General features: G+C 34.4%; 16 protein-coding genes, 2 tRNA genes and 1 other RNA gene. 11 read left to right on the top strand and 8 right to left on the bottom strand.

Features of this window, described 5'->3' with window-relative positions:
- Positions 1 to 4: 4 nt before the first annotated feature.
- Positions 5 to 193 (bottom strand): 50S ribosomal protein L28, encoded by a 189-nt coding sequence (gene rpmB, locus HUE88_RS02240; RefSeq protein ID WP_194366243.1) that lies wholly within the window; start codon positions 191 to 193, stop codon positions 5 to 7.
- A 159-nt stretch (positions 194 to 352) separates the two neighbouring features.
- Here rpmB and HUE88_RS02235 point away from each other — a divergent pair, with 159 nt between their 5' ends.
- Genes HUE88_RS02235 through HUE88_RS02215 form a run of 5 tightly spaced genes read left to right on the top strand, consistent with a single transcriptional unit; the run spans position 353 to position 4,615 of the window.
- On the top strand, positions 353 to 1,150 hold the full coding sequence (locus HUE88_RS02235) for an HDOD domain-containing protein (protein ID WP_194370646.1): 798 nt from the start codon (positions 353 to 355) through the stop codon (positions 1,148 to 1,150).
- Positions 1,147 to 2,541 (top strand): chemotaxis protein CheX, encoded by a 1,395-nt coding sequence (locus tag HUE88_RS02230; protein ID WP_194370644.1) that lies wholly within the window; start codon positions 1,147 to 1,149, stop codon positions 2,539 to 2,541. The genes HUE88_RS02235 and HUE88_RS02230 overlap by 4 nt, the downstream gene beginning before the upstream one ends.
- A 58-nt stretch (positions 2,542 to 2,599) precedes the next feature.
- Positions 2,600 to 3,241, top strand: coding sequence for a ribulose-phosphate 3-epimerase (gene rpe, locus HUE88_RS02225; RefSeq protein ID WP_194370642.1), 642 nt, complete (start codon positions 2,600 to 2,602; stop codon positions 3,239 to 3,241).
- Positions 3,241 to 3,825 carry a phosphoribosylanthranilate isomerase gene (locus HUE88_RS02220; protein ID WP_194370640.1) on the top strand — a complete coding sequence of 195 codons (585 nt, stop codon included), beginning with the start codon at positions 3,241 to 3,243 and terminating at the stop codon, positions 3,823 to 3,825. Before rpe ends, HUE88_RS02220 begins: the two co-directional genes overlap by 1 nt.
- A complete protein-coding gene (locus HUE88_RS02215) occupies positions 3,815 to 4,615 on the top strand; it encodes a 3'-5' exonuclease (protein ID WP_194370638.1) in 801 nt (266 codons plus the stop codon). Before HUE88_RS02220 ends, HUE88_RS02215 begins: the two co-directional genes overlap by 11 nt.
- Positions 4,616 to 4,623: 8 nt before the next feature.
- Here the strand turns inward: HUE88_RS02215 and accA are convergent, their stop codons facing one another.
- The 5 genes from accA to gpmI all read right to left on the bottom strand — a co-directional run bounded on the left by accA (position 4,624) and on the right by gpmI (position 9,466).
- Positions 4,624 to 5,559: an acetyl-CoA carboxylase carboxyl transferase subunit alpha gene (accA, locus tag HUE88_RS02210; RefSeq protein WP_194370636.1), complete on the bottom strand. Its 936-nt coding sequence runs from the start codon at positions 5,557 to 5,559 to the stop codon at positions 4,624 to 4,626.
- Positions 5,560 to 5,574: 15 nt separating this feature from the next.
- Positions 5,575 to 6,792 (bottom strand): beta-ketoacyl-ACP synthase II, encoded by a 1,218-nt coding sequence (locus HUE88_RS02205; RefSeq protein WP_194370632.1) that lies wholly within the window; start codon positions 6,790 to 6,792, stop codon positions 5,575 to 5,577.
- A gap of 106 nt (positions 6,793 to 6,898) precedes the next feature.
- Positions 6,899 to 7,126: an acyl carrier protein gene (gene acpP / locus HUE88_RS02200; RefSeq protein WP_194366251.1), complete on the bottom strand. Its 228-nt coding sequence runs from the start codon at positions 7,124 to 7,126 to the stop codon at positions 6,899 to 6,901.
- 93 nt (positions 7,127 to 7,219) lie between these two features.
- Entirely contained in the window at positions 7,220 to 7,966 is a 747-nt protein-coding gene (gene fabG, locus HUE88_RS02195) for a 3-oxoacyl-ACP reductase FabG (RefSeq protein ID WP_194370630.1), read from the bottom strand.
- A gap of 24 nt (positions 7,967 to 7,990) precedes the next feature.
- On the bottom strand, positions 7,991 to 9,466 hold the full coding sequence (gene gpmI, locus HUE88_RS02190; RefSeq protein ID WP_194370628.1) for a 2,3-bisphosphoglycerate-independent phosphoglycerate mutase: 1,476 nt from the start codon (positions 9,464 to 9,466) through the stop codon (positions 7,991 to 7,993).
- Between the two features lie 74 nt (positions 9,467 to 9,540).
- Here gpmI and mraY point away from each other — a divergent pair, with 74 nt between their 5' ends.
- From mraY to ssrA, 5 genes are all read left to right on the top strand, one after another.
- Complete coding sequence (gene mraY, locus HUE88_RS02185) at positions 9,541 to 10,602, top strand: phospho-N-acetylmuramoyl-pentapeptide-transferase (protein ID WP_194370627.1); 1,062 nt, start codon at positions 9,541 to 9,543, stop codon at positions 10,600 to 10,602.
- Positions 10,602 to 11,804 carry a UDP-N-acetylmuramoyl-L-alanine--D-glutamate ligase gene (murD, locus tag HUE88_RS02180; protein WP_194370626.1) on the top strand — a complete coding sequence of 401 codons (1,203 nt, stop codon included), beginning with the start codon at positions 10,602 to 10,604 and terminating at the stop codon, positions 11,802 to 11,804. Before mraY ends, murD begins: the two co-directional genes overlap by 1 nt.
- Before the next feature lie 41 nt (positions 11,805 to 11,845).
- Positions 11,846 to 11,921: transfer RNA gene (locus HUE88_RS02175), tRNA-Phe, on the top strand.
- A gap of 30 nt (positions 11,922 to 11,951) precedes the next feature.
- Positions 11,952 to 12,027 (top strand) — tRNA-Phe (locus tag HUE88_RS02170).
- An 86-nt stretch (positions 12,028 to 12,113) separates the two neighbouring features.
- Positions 12,114 to 12,490, top strand: a transfer-messenger RNA (tmRNA) gene (ssrA, locus tag HUE88_RS02165).
- A gap of 129 nt (positions 12,491 to 12,619) precedes the next feature.
- Here ssrA and HUE88_RS02160 read toward each other — a convergent pair.
- Positions 12,620 to 12,844, bottom strand: coding sequence for a hypothetical protein (locus HUE88_RS02160; RefSeq protein ID WP_194370625.1), 225 nt, complete (start codon positions 12,842 to 12,844; stop codon positions 12,620 to 12,622).
- Between the two features lie 296 nt (positions 12,845 to 13,140).
- Here HUE88_RS02160 and proB point away from each other — a divergent pair, with 296 nt between their 5' ends.
- A complete protein-coding gene (gene proB, locus HUE88_RS02155; RefSeq protein WP_194370624.1) occupies positions 13,141 to 13,917 on the top strand; it encodes a glutamate 5-kinase in 777 nt (258 codons plus the stop codon).
- On the opposite strand, the gene HUE88_RS02150 is transcribed toward proB, so the two are convergent.
- Entirely contained in the window at positions 13,895 to 16,180 is a 2,286-nt protein-coding gene (locus HUE88_RS02150; RefSeq protein ID WP_194370623.1) for a tetratricopeptide repeat protein, read from the bottom strand. The genes proB and HUE88_RS02150 overlap by 23 nt on opposite strands.
- Positions 16,181 to 16,185 lie beyond the last annotated feature (5 nt).

Here is a 16,185-nt window from a genome sequence, read left to right as displayed (position 1 = left end):
TGACTTAAGAAAGTTTCTTAAGTGTGCGTAACTCTCTTGCAGAGATTTTAATCTTTTGAGTAGTACCATCATCTAAGGTGATTCTTACTGTTCTAAGGTTTAATAAAAAACGACGTTTTGTTCTGTTTTTAGCGTGAGAAACATTATTCCCGCTCATTGGGCCTTTGCCACTAATAGCACATCTTCTTGCCATATCAGCTTCCTTTTGTATAGGTTTTAAAGTTGCGAAGTATATCAAGTTAAATCAAAACTTATGCTTAATGTTAAATAAAAAGTAATTTCTTTTTAATTTTTATATATATTTTATTATTATGCAGATAAAATGTACAAAATTTAATAAATTGTAGTATATATGATAACAAAAGATAAGATTGACAGCTTTATAGAGAAGATACCGCCTAAACCAAAAGTTTTAAAAGAGACACTCTCTTTATTGAATAATGGTGAGTTAACAAAAGCGGCAAAGGTTGCTGAGAGTGACTTGGCATTAAAAGCTTATTTAAAAAACATAGTCAATAAGCCTATATATGGATTTAAGAATGAGGTCAGCGAAATCTCTCAAATATTTGGCATACTTGGCGTTTCTCTATCTCAGCAAACTGTTTATAATTATATTATCACTCTTCTCAGCCCCGCAGAGTGGCATCTGTTTAAACTAAACAGTAAAACATTTTATGAGCTTCAGGCTAATCTATCAAAAAAATGGGAACTTATACTAAAACATCTGGGTATTGACGACAAAGATATATATAGTGCCATAAGTTTGCTTCCTTCGAGCGTTATTGTAGCAGAAGCTCTATTTTGTGAAAAGATTGAGGATGTGACACTGCTTAGAACCACTAAATCACTTGACTTTAACACAATTCTTACTAGGTTGTGTGGCATAGGTCTTTTTGATATTTGTGAGCAAATTGCCAATAAATGGGAGATGGGCAGTCTTGTGCCCCAAATTCTGCAAGCTTCATCGGGACTCAAGCCATCAGAAGATGAAAAGATAAATTTACTAGGAAAATGGATGCACCTTTTACTTTTTTATGAACTATCCCAACCAGTTTTTATAAAAGCTGGTCTAAACGATTTTGTTGATTTTCAAATTGACTATGTTGAGGATATATATGAAGAATTTGCTTCAGTTATGGGTATTGAATGAAAGCTGTAGTTAAAAAAAACATTGGTGTTTTTTCACCACAGGGGTTTTTAGATGCTAATAATACAACGTCATTTTTAAGCATTGATGATGTTGAAGCGACTGTAAATTTAAAAGTAGAGATGATTTTAGTATCTTTAAAAAAAGTTGTTTTTTTCAACCGCAACGGATTAGATTCATTTGTTAAACTTTTTACAAAAGTACGTAAAAAAAATCATACAATAGTGGGCTTTTGCGATTATGATCATAAAAAGTTTGAGGCAATTAAAAAGTTTTATCAGGATGATTTAGATTTTTCACTTTTTAATACAATTGAGACAGCTTATCTATTTACCTCCACTTTTAATGCAAAAGATAAAAGTATTTTACTTTATAGTAATGATAAATCACAACGCTCTGCTATGGCGATAGAACTTCATGACAATGGGCATAACCCAATAATTGCCCAAACAAAAGAGGAATTTATACAAAAAAAAGAGGGGTCAAACCCTTATGACTATATAATAGAAGACACATATATAGGGCAAATGGGTCAAACATTTGCTGCGCGGGTAACTGGCAATGCTATCATATACACTATCTCATCCTTTTTAGATGTTGAGATAAATAATCAATTTAACATGGACTATCACAACAACTCTCTAAATGTGGGTTTCAGGCTATTTATATTTGATGCTTATAAAGTAATTAGTATGAACGTACATGCTCTTAACTTTTTTTCAAAATTAGCAAGCTCTGCCGCTGAGTACAACGCAACGGTATGTTTTGTAGGTATGTCATTTGAAAAAACCCAAGAATCGTTTAGAGAAAATCTTGAGGATGCAGGAATATTGTTTTACCCTCAAATGGATGATATTCTTCAAAATAAAGAGTTGCTAAAAGAGTTGGGTGCAAGCAGTGCTGCCAACATTAAGAATAAAAGAGCTATAAATAAAAAAACTGTGATAGAACTTCCAAGATTTATAGATGCAACAGTTTTAACAATTGAGATGATGACAAACTCTAAAGCGATTAAAAACTCTGCTGATATTCAGAAAATATCAATAGTTGATAAAGACGACAAGCTTGCGAGTTCAATAGGATACTATGGAGACATGGATGGAATGGTTGTTCTAGTCTTTCCAAAAGCAATTGCAAAAAAAGCCTGTGAGCTCCTTATTGGTGAAGATACTGATGATTTAGAGTTGATTTTAGACACATTAGCAGAACTAGTAAATATAGTAGGAGGCAAGATAAAAACTCTTTTATCTGATGAAGATATAAGAGTAAACATTACTCTTCCTAGAACATACCAAGACATTGATAGTCTTATGGAAGTACTGGATAACAAAAAAGGTATTCAAGTAGATTTGTCTTTTAATAATGATAAATTTTTATTTTTCTTAACAAGATAACAGTTAATTAATAGTAACATTTCAAAAAAGTAAGCGTGAATAATATAAAGGTGAAAAAATGAAAGTTGCTCCTAGCGTGCTCTCAGCAGATTTTGGAAATTTACAAAGAGATGTAGAAGATATATGTAATGCTGGCTGTGATTTCGTACATGTAGATGTTATGGATGGACATTTTGTTCCAAATTTAACTATAGGACCTGTCGTTGTTTCTGCTATTGCAAAATGTGCAACAAAGCCCTTAGATATCCATCTTATGGTTGAAAACAACACTTTCTTTGTTGAGCTTTTTGCACCTTTAAAGCCAGAGTATATCTCTTTTCATATAGAAGAGGAGAAGCATCCTCACAGGCTTATACAAAAGATTCGCTCTTTAGGCATCAAACCTGCGATTGTCTTAAACCCACATACTCCTCCGGAATCTATAGAATATCTACTTGAAGATTTAGACATGGTTCTACTTATGAGTGTTAATCCTGGTTTTGGTGGACAAAGCTTTATTGATTCTGTGATACCTAAAGCTGCAAGATTAAATGAGTTAAGAAACAAAATTAATCCAAACTGTCTTATTGAAGTTGATGGTGGAGTAAGTGATAAAAACATTCAAGCTTTAAAAGATGTTGGTGTAGACATCGTTGTTGCTGGCAACTATGTCTTTAAACATGAAAGCAAAGAAGAAGCAATTAAAAGTTTACAAATTTAATGCGTTGTAAAATCTGTGGGATTACATCGTACGAAGACGCTATGTATGCAATAGAAGCTGGTGCCGATGCATTGGGCTTTGTTTTTTATGAAAAATCCCCCAGATATCTCTCCCCTTCAGATGCTAAAAAAATAATAAATAAACTCCCTCCCTTTGTAGAAAAAGTTGGATTATTTGTTAATGTTGATGCCAATACAATCAATGCTTACATGTATGAGTCTGGATGCACTCTTGCTCAACTCCATTTTGAAGCTTCGGACGAAATATATAAACAACTTGTTGTCCCACATATTAAAGTAATACGTGCTAAAGATGCTGATGACATTTTGCAGCACAGTAATGAATATAGACTAGTAGATGCTTATTGTGAGACATACGGCGGAGCTGGGAAAAGATTGAACATAGAGTGGTTTAAAGAAGTCGATTGCTCTAAAATCATTTTAGCTGGTGGACTAGATCCTAAAAATGTAGCTTCCGTAAAAGAGTATGGATTTTATGGTGTTGATGTTAGTAGCGGTGTTGAACAATCTCATGGCAAAAAAAATGCAAAAAAAGTGAAAGAGTTTATACTTAATGCTAAGTAATGATTTTCCTCTGGACACTAAAAGTATCCATAAGCTTTCATCTAAAGGGTTATGTTTACAGAGTTTTAAAGAGCAAGTTGATGATGATTTAGACTTCTCTTTAGAGCTTTGGCACTCGCAAGGGTTGAATATTTTAAAGGATCGCGGTTACTTTTACTTTGCTACAAAATTTATGTCAATAGAAGATGCAGAGTTTTGTATTGTTGACATTGAAACAAATGGCTCAAAAATAGATAAGCACCAAATTATAGAAATTGGCGCAGTTAAAGTTAAAAATGGTGAAATAACTGATAGATATGAATCCCTAGTCCACTGTAAAGAGATCAATTCACACATTACAGAAATAACTGGTATAAAAGCAGAAGATACAAAAGATGCACCAAACTTAAAAAAGGTCATGTATGATTTTAAACTCTTTTTAGGTGATGCGATTTTTGTAGCTCATGATGTAAAGTTTGACTATAAATTCATATCATTAAGCATGCAAAAGATTGGGTTAGCTCCTCTGCTAAACAGAAGCTTGTGCTCATTATCTTTAGCAGAGAGAACAGTTGAATCTTACAGATATGCACTCTCATATCTAAACAACTCTCTAAGCCTACATCCAAACGCTACACATCATAGAGCAATGAGTGATGTTTTAACTACATATGAACTGTTCAAATTGTCACTCAAAAATTTAAATAAAGACATTAAAACTGTAGAAGATATTATAAAATTTTCTAAAGAGGCAAAAAGGCTGAAAAGACCAAAATTTGATCCTCTAAAAGAGAATCAAGAAGAAGAATAATTATAGTTTTACTCTGAAAATGCTCCGACACCTGTCAGTTTTTTATATCTAACATCCATTCTCTCTTCGCTTGTCATTTCACGAAGCTTGGAGAGTTCACTTAAAAAGTATTCTGCTATTGCAGTGGCAGCAGTGTCTCTATCTCTGTGTGCTCCAATAAGCGGTTCAGATACAATATCATCAATAAGACCTAATTCCATCAAATCACCACTAGTGATTTTCATAGCATTTGTAGCCGCTTCAACTTTTGTAGGATCATTCCATAAAATAGCTGAGCATCCTTCTGGTGATATAACACTAAATACAGAATATCTCATCATGGCAAATTTATCAGCAACTCCGATTGCCAGAGCGCCTCCACTTCCACCTTCTCCAATAACAATAGAAATTGTTTGAGTTTGAAGCTGAGACAATTCTAGTAAATTTCTTGCGATTGCTTCACTCTGATTTCGTTCTTCTGCTCCAATACCAGGATATGCACCCGGTGTATCAATAAGCATTAATACTGGTATATTGAATTTTTCAGCTAACTTAGCAGCACGAAGTGCTTTTCTATAACCTTCAGGATGTGGCATACCAAAGTTTCTTTTTATTTTATTTTTGGTCCCACGACCCTTTTGCTCACCGATAACCATAACTTTTTCATCGCCAATGTAGCCTAAATAACAAAGAATAGCAGCATCATCACGGAAGTGTCTGTCTCCATGTAATTCATATTTATCTCTCATGATTAAATTAATATAATCTAGTGCATATGGTCTATCAATGTGACGAGCGAGTTGCAGTTGCTGAAAAGGAGATAAGTTATTAAATATTTTTGAAACTTCTTTATCTAGATTTTTCTGAAGTGCTTCTACTGCACCGTCATCATGACGAACTTGTGCAGATATAATATCTTCTTGAATAAATTTTATTTTGTGTTCAAAGTCTAAATATGTTGCCAAATTAAATCCCTATATTTAGATTTTTTTAAAAATCAAAACACCATTAGTTCCACCAAAACCAAAAGAGTTGCTCATAACAGTGTTTAGTGCAACTTTTCTTGATTTATTAGGAACAACATCTAAATCACAGTTCTCATCAGGTGTTTCATAATTAATTGTTGGAGGAATAATTCCATCTCTCATAGCCATAAGACATACTACCGCCTCAATGCCGCCAGCAGCGCCCAGACAGTGTCCAATCTGACCTTTAATTGAACTCATTGGAGGACAATTCTCTTTACCACCAAGCAACTCTTTAACTGCTGCTGTTTCATTCTTATCATTAATTGGAGTACTTGTTCCATGTGCATTTATATAATCAAGTTTAGGTGAACCTGCCATCTTATATGCAGCTTTCATGGCACGAGCAGGACCATCAAGGCTTGGTGTTGTAATATGGTTAGCATCTCCGCTCTCACCAAAACCTATGATTTCTCCATATATGTTTGCACCACGAGCAACAGCATCTTCATAAACTTCTAAAACAAGAGCTGCAGCACCCTCACCCATAACAAAACCATCACGATTTGTGTCAAATGGACGAGAAGCACCCTTCGGATTATCATTGTTAGTAGAGAGTGCTTTCATCGCAGCAAAACCACCAACACCGGCGCCAGTAACAGCACACTCTGCCGAAACAACCAACATTTTGTCAGCACCGCCACACATAATAGTTTTGACTGCTTCACTAATAGCGTGTGTTCCCGCCGCACACGCTGTAACACTTGAAAGGTTTGGACCTTTTGTCCCATGCTCAATAGAAACAAATCCACCTAGCATATTTACCAATGCCCCAGGAATAAAGAATGGAGAAATTTTACGAGGCCCTTTAGTTTCTATTATTATAGAATTTTTCTCTATTAAAGGAAGTCCGCCTATTCCTGAACCTGCACTAATCCCAAATCTTTCCATATCTGTATTGTCATCAAGGTTAGCATCTGCCATTGCTTCTTGTGCAGCTTTAAGACCAAGATGAATAAATCTATCAGCTTTTTTCACCTCTTTTGGTGCCATAACTGTTTCTGGATCAAAATCTTTAACTTCACCTGCAATTTTAACAGCATAATTTTCAGGGTCAAAAAGAGTTATAGTGTCTATTCCACATGCACCTTCACAAATAGCTTTAAAAGAACTCTCTTTATCATTTCCTACTGCATTTATCATGCCTAAACCTGTGACAACAACTCTTTTCATTTAATCTCTCCATGATAAATTATAAAATATTTTACAAAAATCAGTAATCAAACTGACCACTAAAAATATTTTACTACCGAGAAATACTCGATAGTATGGTATATTATTATTTACTTTCTATGTAAGTTACAACATCTCTAACTGTTTGAATTTTTTCTGCTTCATCATCAGGTATTTCAATATCAAACTTTTCTTCAAGAGCCATAACTAATTCAACTACGTCAAGGCTGTCAGCACCTAAATCTTCAACAAATTTTGCGTCTTCTTTTACTTCATCTGCGTTAACGCCTAATTGCTCAACTACTACTTCTTTAATATCGTCTAAAAGTGCCATTCTAGCTCCTATGTTTTGTGTATAAATTCACGAAATTATATCATAGTTAGCTTAATTATTTTAAAATCTTTGGCAAATAAAGGCAATCTAGGCCTATGCCATATTCAAACCACCATTAACTTTTAGTGTTTCACCTGTTATATAACTAGAGTGATCTGAGAGTAAAAAAGCTGTTGCTTCTGCTACTTCTACAGCATTTCCAAATCGTTTCATTGGAATATTTGCAGTAAATCCATTTTTGATTTCATCACTAAGAGCATCGGTCATTTCCGTTGCTATAAAGCCAGGTGTTACAGTGTTGTAGCGTATACCGCTAGTAGCTGCTTCAATAGCAAAACTTTTTGTCATAGCTATTACTCCGCCTTTTGAAGCAGCATAATTTGTTTGACCAGCATTACCAGTTTCTCCAACTATTGAAGCAATATTTACAACTGAGCCAAATTTCTTTTTACGCATAACTTTCATAGACTCACGACAACCAATAAAACAAGATGTTAGATTTGCATTTATTACAGACATAAAATCTTCTGTTTTCATCCTAAGAGCTAGTTTATCATTTGTAATTCCAGCATTATTCACAAGATAAGAGAGTTCTCCATCACTATCAATAATAGTTTTAATCGCATCAACAAATGCCGCTTCGTCACTTACATCAAAACCAATTACTGCTGCTTTTCCGCCAGCAGTTTCTATTGCATCTTTTACTGCGTCAGCTTCTGTTGCACCACTTCTATAGTTAATCCACACCTTAAGGCCAAAACCTGCTAAAGTTTTTGCAATTTCTGCACCAATACCTCGACTTGAACCTGTCACTAAAACATTTTTTCCACTAAATTTCATCTATTTCCTTTTTTTTAATTGGCACTATATTAGTGCATGATCCATCTCTTTTGGAATCTCTATCTCCATAAGTTTCAAAACTGTGGGCGCGATATTGTTTAAGCCGCCAGTCTCAACCTTGGTAACTCCATCTGCTTGAACAAAACACCAAACTTTTCCAACTGTATGATTTGTCAAAACATCTCCCGCTTCATCCCTCATCTCTTCACAATTGCCATGGTCAGACGTAATTATTAAAGCATAATTATCCTCTTTGGCTTTTTTCATAATTTTACCAAGTTCTGTGTCAACAGCAGTAACTGCAATTTTTGCTGCTTCAAAATCACCAGTATGCCCAACCATATCTCCGTTTGCAAAGTTTACAACTACAAAGTCATAACCGTCGTCCATGGCTTTTAAAACTGCACAACCAACTTCCTTTGCACTCATTTCAGGTTTTTCATTGTAAGTTTTTACATCTGGTGATGGAATCAGCACTCTTGTCTCATTAACATAAGGCTCATCTATACCACCATTTAAGAAAAAGGTCACATGTGCATACTTTTCTGTTTCTGCTGTATGAAGCTGTCTTAATCCTTTGGATGAGATAACCTCGGCTAGTGTATTTTTTGGAGCGTCTTTTCTAAATAGAACCGGATATGTAAAACTTTTGTCATATTCTGTAATTGTTGCTAGATTAACTTTCTTGTGTGTTCTTGCAAATCCATCAAAGTTTTTATCAGCAATGGCTGAAACAAGTTCTCTCATTCTGTCACTTCTAAAGTTTATAGTTAAAACGCTGTCCCCATCTTCAAACCCGTCGTAACCTTCAAATGCCACTGGAGCTACAAACTCATCTGTATCGCCTAAGGCATATGATGAGCCAATATATCCAGCTGGCGTATTGTCTGTTTTAGGAGTTGCATTTACAATTGCCTCATAACCTCTTTGAACTCTTGCCCAACGGTTATCTCTGTCCATACTGTAAAAACGGCCGGAAATTGTAGCTATCTTAATGTTTTCATTGAGATGAGATTCGACTAGCTTTATATATTTTCCCGCTGAAGTTGGAGAGACATCCCTTCCATCAGTGATAAGATGTAAAAAAACCTCTTTTCCCTCTTTTGAAGCTAAATCAGCTATTCCCATAAAATGTTCTATATGAGAGTGAACTCCGCCGTCACTCATAAGTCCAATAAGATGCAATCTGCTAGAAGCGTTAAAAAGATTTTTTAACTCCACATTGTCTTTTAAAGTATTTTCACTTAAAGCCAAAGAGATTTTAACCAAATCTTGATACAAAATTCTTCCACTCCCAATACTCATATGCCCAACTTCTGAATTTCCCATCTGTCCTTCAGGAAGCCCAACGCTGAGCCCAAAAGTATCAATAAGTGAATGAGGAGTTTCACTAAAGAGTTTATCATATGTTGGTTTTTTGGCATTGTAAAACGCATTATGATCGGTCTTATAACTAAACCCTATGCCATCTGTTATGACTAAAACAACTTTTTTACTCAAAATTTTTCCTTCAAAACAAAACTTTTATGCAATTATACTATAATGTCGTTTTTATATAATTAAGGATAAACAACTTGCTTTATTGGCTATCAGAAATACTAAATATTAACATACTTGGATATATTACTATAAGAGCTGGAATCTCTTTCTTTTTAGCTCTTTTTTTTACAATGTTTTTAATGCCCCGTTTTATAAAGTGGGCACAAAGAACTTCAAGTGTTCAGCCTATCAACGAGTGGGCGCCAGATAGACACAAAGAAAAAGCAAAAACTCCGACTATGGGTGGAGTTGTTTTTATTTTTGCAACTATTTTGGCATCTCTTATTACCATTAAGTTTTCAAACATCTATGCTGTCGGTTCAATTTTAACTCTTGGATTATTCGCTATTATAGGCTTTAAAGATGATTATGCAAAAATTAAGAAAAACGAAAATTTAGCAGGTTTAAAAGCAAGAACAAAACTTACGCTTCAAATAGTTTCTTCTCTTTTTATTGCATCATTTTTATGCATATTTGCGGACTTCAATACTGAACTCTATGTTCCATTTATAAAAAATCCTGTTTTTGACATGGGGATATACGCCATCTTTTTTTGGGCAATAGTTATGATTTCAACTTCAAATGCTGTAAATCTTACTGATGGACTTGATGGACTTGCAACCGTTCCTTCGCTTGCAGCGCTTACTTCTTTTGCTATTATCATCTATATAACAGGCAATGCGAAGATAAGCTCTTACCTTCTTATGCCCAATTTCAATGTTGGTGAAGTTGCTATAGTAGCAAGTGCTTTAATGGGCGCACTTACAGGTTTTCTATGGTATAACTGCCACCCTGCTGAAGTTTTTATGGGAGATAGTGGTTCTCTAACAATAGGAGCTTTTTTAGGATACCTTGCAGTAATTTCTAAAAGTGAAATTCTTCTACTTCTAATCGGCTTAATATTTGTAATAGAGACTCTTTCCGTTATTCTTCAAGTTGGAAGTTACAAACTTAGAAAAAAAAGAGTTTTTTTGATGGCACCAATTCATCACCATTTTGAGATGAAACAGTGGTCGGAAAATAAAATTATTGTTAGATTTTGGATAATCGCAATTTTATCTAATATGATTGCATTAATTTCACTAAAGATACGCTAATGCAAAGAGTCTCTCTTTTTGGCTATGCGAATACAACAAAATCGTTAACAAAACTTTTTCCAAATGCGGTTTTTTATGATGATAAAGTTTCAAAACCATTCAAAGATGAAAATGGTTTCAGAGTTAAACCGTCATCAGAATTCAATCCAAATTACTCTGATTTAGAGATTCCTTCCCCTGGAATTCCGCCATCTCATCCACTTATTGCTAAAGCTAAAAACCTTATAAGTGAGTATGACTGCTTTGCAAAAAACTCTCCGCTCACCATTTGGATAAGCGGAACAAATGGAAAAACAACCACAACTCAAATGATGCAACATTTACTTCAAGACAGAGGCTCTCAAGCAGGCGGAAACATAGGCATTCCTTTGGCAAACTTGCGTACCGATGCTGATATATGGATTTTGGAGACAAGTTCTTTTACAATGCACTATACAAATCAAGCTGTTCCAAACATTTATGTTTTACTTCCGATAAATCCAGACCATTTAAGCTGGCACGGCTCTATGGATGAATATGTTAACGCAAAATTAAAACCTATAATGAAAATGAAAGAGGGAGAAATAGCAATAATCCCACATGTATATAAAGATATAGCAACTTCTGCACATGTCATTACATACAAAAACGAACAAGACTTAGCTTCATATTTTTGCATAGAGAGTGAAAGAGTAAACTTCAAAGGTGCATTTCTAGCAGATGCTCTTTTGGCAATGGCTGTTGATAAAATACTTTTTGACAGAGTTGATTATGAAAAAATAAACTCTTTTAAGCTTGACCCTCACAGGCAAGAGGAGTTAAGAGACAGCAAAAACCGCCTATGGGTTAATGATACCAAAGCAACCAATATAGATGCTACTATCGCTGCCCTGCAGAGATACAAAACCCTACATGTACATCTTATTTTGGGTGGAGATGACAAAGGCGTTGATTTAGCTGAACTGTTTGAATACTTAAAAAATTGCAGTGTTGAAATATATAATATTGGAACAAACAAAGAGAAGCTTTCACTATTGGCAAAAAAGTACAATATTAAATTTGAATTGTGTAAAAATTTAGCAGATGCAATAGATAAAATAAATAAAAATTTAAAAGAAAACGAAGTTGGAATGCTATCGCCTGCCGCCTCTAGCCTAGATGAATTTAGCTCTTATGCCCAAAGAGGCGATCAATTTAAAAAAGCAATTAACACTATAAGCTAGTATTCAGTACACAGTCGCTATAATTTCGCTCTTTAAAAGATGGCCAATTAGCTCAGTCGGTAGAGCAAGTGACTGAAAATCACTGTGTCCTTGGTTCGATTCCGAGATTGGCCACCACCACTTTTAAAGACTTCCAAATTTTATTATGGCCAATTAGCTCAGTCGGTAGAGCAAGTGACTGAAAATCACTGTGTCCTTGGTTCGATTCCGAGATTGGCCACCACCTTCATACAAAATCATTTTAATATTAATATATTGTAAACTTAATCTTCGATATAATTCTCAACGCCTTTTGTATTGGGCTTATTTGGGGCTGACCTGGTTTCGACGGGATCAAGTAGCTTTTAACTGCATGTCGGACTGAGCATTTCCGTTACACGGCTCAAAATTGCTTAAACGCAAACAATACAAATTACCGCCCAGCTTACGCAGTAGCATAAGTTTTACCCCCTCTTAGAGGACGGGCTGCTTCACCTATGGACTCTAGATAAATAGGATTCGAAGTATAACCCTTATGTAGATATACTTTACGTCCGCCTCGTACGTAGAATGAACCCAAGAGGATCGTCTTGTGTAGCTTTGCAAGTTGTGTGAAGCAAGATTAAACTTTAACGGCTTTTCTAAGCATGTAGACGTTAGGAGTAGCGTGGTTTCGGACTGGAGTTCGATTCTCCACAGCTCCACCAACTCATTATATATGATCATCCACAAACCTTCCCTAAACTACTATACTTAACCTGATTAGCTTGTCTATCACTACATATTTTCAAACACTTTTTTAAAAAACATTATTCATATTTTCAAGTGCTAGAAGTTTATCTATCTTTCTTTTTAGCAATTATAAAAAGATGCAAATAGCCATAATATTTTATTAGTTTAATGTTTTTATCAACATCCATATCATCTTGTATCTCTAGAAAAAATCCTCTTAGTTCATCGTCATTAAAATTACCAGCGTAACTATGATTACTGTGTTCTTCACTGCTGAGTCTTACTATACGATGGCTTGTAGTCTGTGTATCGGAAATCCATATTTTCATGATATTATTATATACCTTTTTTTTATTTAAGATAATGATTTCAACTCTTTAAAAGCAGTTATCTAGGCGAGGAACTCTTTAATTGCTAGTTGACTTTCTGCACTCATAGCAAGCAATTTTCAAGTCATTCATAATAAACAGATACAATTGTACATGCCAACTGCTATCAAAGAACTTTATCTATTTCAAAAAGCACATCGGTAAAGTACATATTTTAGGCCTATGACATCAGATATTAGATGCTTTTTGTCAGTCTAAATAACTTTAGTATAAAATCAAAAAAATCAAGGAAAATAATGAAAAGACTAGTTATAAAAGTTGGGACAGCTGTTTTGACAAACAATAACAAGATTGCCAAAGAAAGAATGCTAAATCTTGTTACACTAATCGCAACTCTTAAAGATAAGTATGCTGTAGTATTAGTTACATCAGGAGCAGTCGCTGCAGGGTACTCGACATTGAAACTTGACAAAAGAAAACAGATTGGTAAAAAAGCTCTTGCAGCAGCCGGTCAGCCAATTTTGATGACAGCATATAAGAAGAAATTTGATATTTATGATATTGACACTGCTCAGATACTCTTGACTGAAGATGATTTTGATTCAAGAAAACGTACTAAAATGTTTCAGGAAATCATTGATGCGCATTTAGAAAATGATATTTTACCTATTGTTAATGAAAACGATATTACATCTACACCGGAACAACTTTTTGGTGACAATGATCAACTCTCAGCAAATGTTGCATATGCGATTGATGCAGATATGTTAGTTATTTTAAGTGACATTGATGGTTACTATGACAAAAATCCACGAGAATATGAAGATGCCAAAATTTATAAAACTATGAATGAAATACCGCAAAACTCATTAGTTGATACTTCAACACCAAACAATGAGTTTGCAACAGGCGGCATCGTGACAAAACTAAAAGCCGCTGATTACTTGTTGAAGCGTGGAAGGAAAATGTTTTTATGCAACGGCTTTGATCTTAGCGCAGCAGAATCATTTCTTTTGAGAGATAAACATGTCCTAGGAACACTATTTGAGCCTAAGAGTGTTGAGAGTGACTGATTAAAAAAGCACTCTTTTGTGGATCTAGATTTAAGTAAACATTAAAAATATTATAGATGTCTATGCACTCTTGTTTTGAAGAACAAGAGTTTTGCACCCATAGTAGAAGTCTTCTAAAAACCTCCTCACCTTCAACATTTTTTCCTAAAAGAATAAAAGCTATGTATCTTTCAGCTAAAAGCATTGCATAACGCTTTTTTGCACCATTTTTTTCTAAAATAGCGCAAGCCTCTTTAGTCTCATGAAGAACCTCTTGCAAAAGTAACTCAGATGGAGAAAGCATATATTCTGTAAGCCTATTCAGAGCCTGATTATGTAAAGCTATCGGGAGTTCATCTTCATCACCAAGCATACGCTTAAGCTTCACCCCCTTTTCTCCATAAATCTTACTAAGGTGTGCTATTTCTTTTGCTTCTTCAAAATTTTTATTTCCAGATAAAAGACGGTAAGATATACCCATATTCACAAAGGTTCCTCCATATTCATAATAACCTACGCCTGGAATAAGAAGACATTTTCCATAAGCTTCTATTGCTTTTTCGTAGTCGCCTTCCCATTCTGCATAATTAGCCTTAGTGTTATAAAGATGCCAAAGCATTTTGGTATCTCGTCTGCCAATATTTGAAGAGTTTAATACTGATTCAAACTCCTCAAGCGCTTTTTGTCCCCATTTTTTCTTTTCCTCTTCACGAGCACTAACAATAAACCAAGCACGATACTGAAGATACAGTAGATATACAGGACTCTCTTTATTAAAAAAATCTAAATTTTCTGCACTTTCAAGTTCTTTTATTGCTTTTGTAAACTCCCCTTTTCTCTCATACAATCTGGCGATACCTATATGGTATTTAAATGGTTCATAATTATATAAAAAGTGTGACAAAAGAAGTGCCTCGTCAAACATACCTGCACGTTCAAACAGTGTCTCTAGCGCATCAAGGCTCTCTATACTAAGTTCTCTATATAAAGATGTCGAATTTACTGAAAAGCTTTGAGCAGGCTTTTTTATATCAGGTATATCTCCTGCAATGTTATGCCAATACCTTGAGACAAGAAAATAATGTTCATTCTTATAAAGCTTTTCAATTAGCAAAGAGATCAATGGTTTTTTATAAGATGAGACCTGATGCATGGATGGCAAAATAGCATATGCTATTATAAGTCCTATAGCATCACTTTGCTTATGTAAAATCTCCTGAGAATGACTATGAAGATAATTATATAAAGTAGTATAATCATTCTCGTATGAATTTGGTTTGTTCTCCAGTTTATTTAAATACCACTCTCCATCTTCAAACTGACAAAAACCGTAGTCTTGCATACATCGCTGTAAAAAATGTTCAAAAGATACTTTATTTTTCCATTTATCTTGTTTTTCAAGTATATCAAAAATAAAATCAGCAAAAACAGTAGATAACCGCTCCATGGAAGATGGCTCTATCTCTTCTTCTTTTTTCCACTCTTTAGGAAGATTAAACAATGAACAAAAGTAAAGTATTCCCAAAAATCTTTGCTCGTCATTGGAAAGCATCTCTATACTAAGTGGCTCTTTTGAAATTTTTTCATCTTTGAATATTATATTTATTGATAATGAGCTATCTTTAGCAATTTGCTCTAATTTTTTACTCAGTTCATTTTTCATATCATGACGTACATGTAGGATAAGTGAATTGGGTTGTTTTATAACAGAAGGAATTAACACAGTCCATATCCAGCTTTTTTCGCAAAATATATCTGCGTTATATACATGTAAGGAACTATTGCTGCTAAGGAGTGTTTTAAGCAAGAACTCAAGCCTTTTAACAAGACGATATTCATGATTAAACCAAGAACGAACTTTTTCTTCAAAATGTCCATTTTCACCGGCAATAAGAGCAGGAAGAAATGCTATCATACCTACAGTGAACAAAGATATCACTACAGCAATTATCTCTTTTGAGCCAAAGGCTTGTGGAAATGAAAAAAGCATCTGCTTAAAAGTGTCTTCATAGATAGAAACGGAGGCAAAGCCAATAGCAATAACCAAGGCAGGCACCATAACTACAATTAGATGTCTCCAATATTCTAAAAGTTTATAGTACAGCTTTCCCTTTTTACGTAGTGCTAGAAGTGTTTTTTCTAAAGTCTCAAAATTATCATCTTCTAAAAGAGAAATCTCAAGTTCTGTCTCTGATTTATATACAAAGTTTTTTTTGCCTGAACGCTTAGAATTATGAAGTGAAAAACTTTGTATCACTATGTTTTTTATATTACTAGTATTCATTATTA

The organism is Candidatus Sulfurimonas baltica (assembly GCF_015265455.1).
Taxonomy (GTDB): Bacteria; Campylobacterota; Campylobacteria; order Campylobacterales; family Sulfurimonadaceae; genus Sulfurimonas; species Sulfurimonas baltica.
Note: the sequence above shows the minus strand (reverse complement) of the source record. Positions and strands in the feature narration are given on the sequence as shown.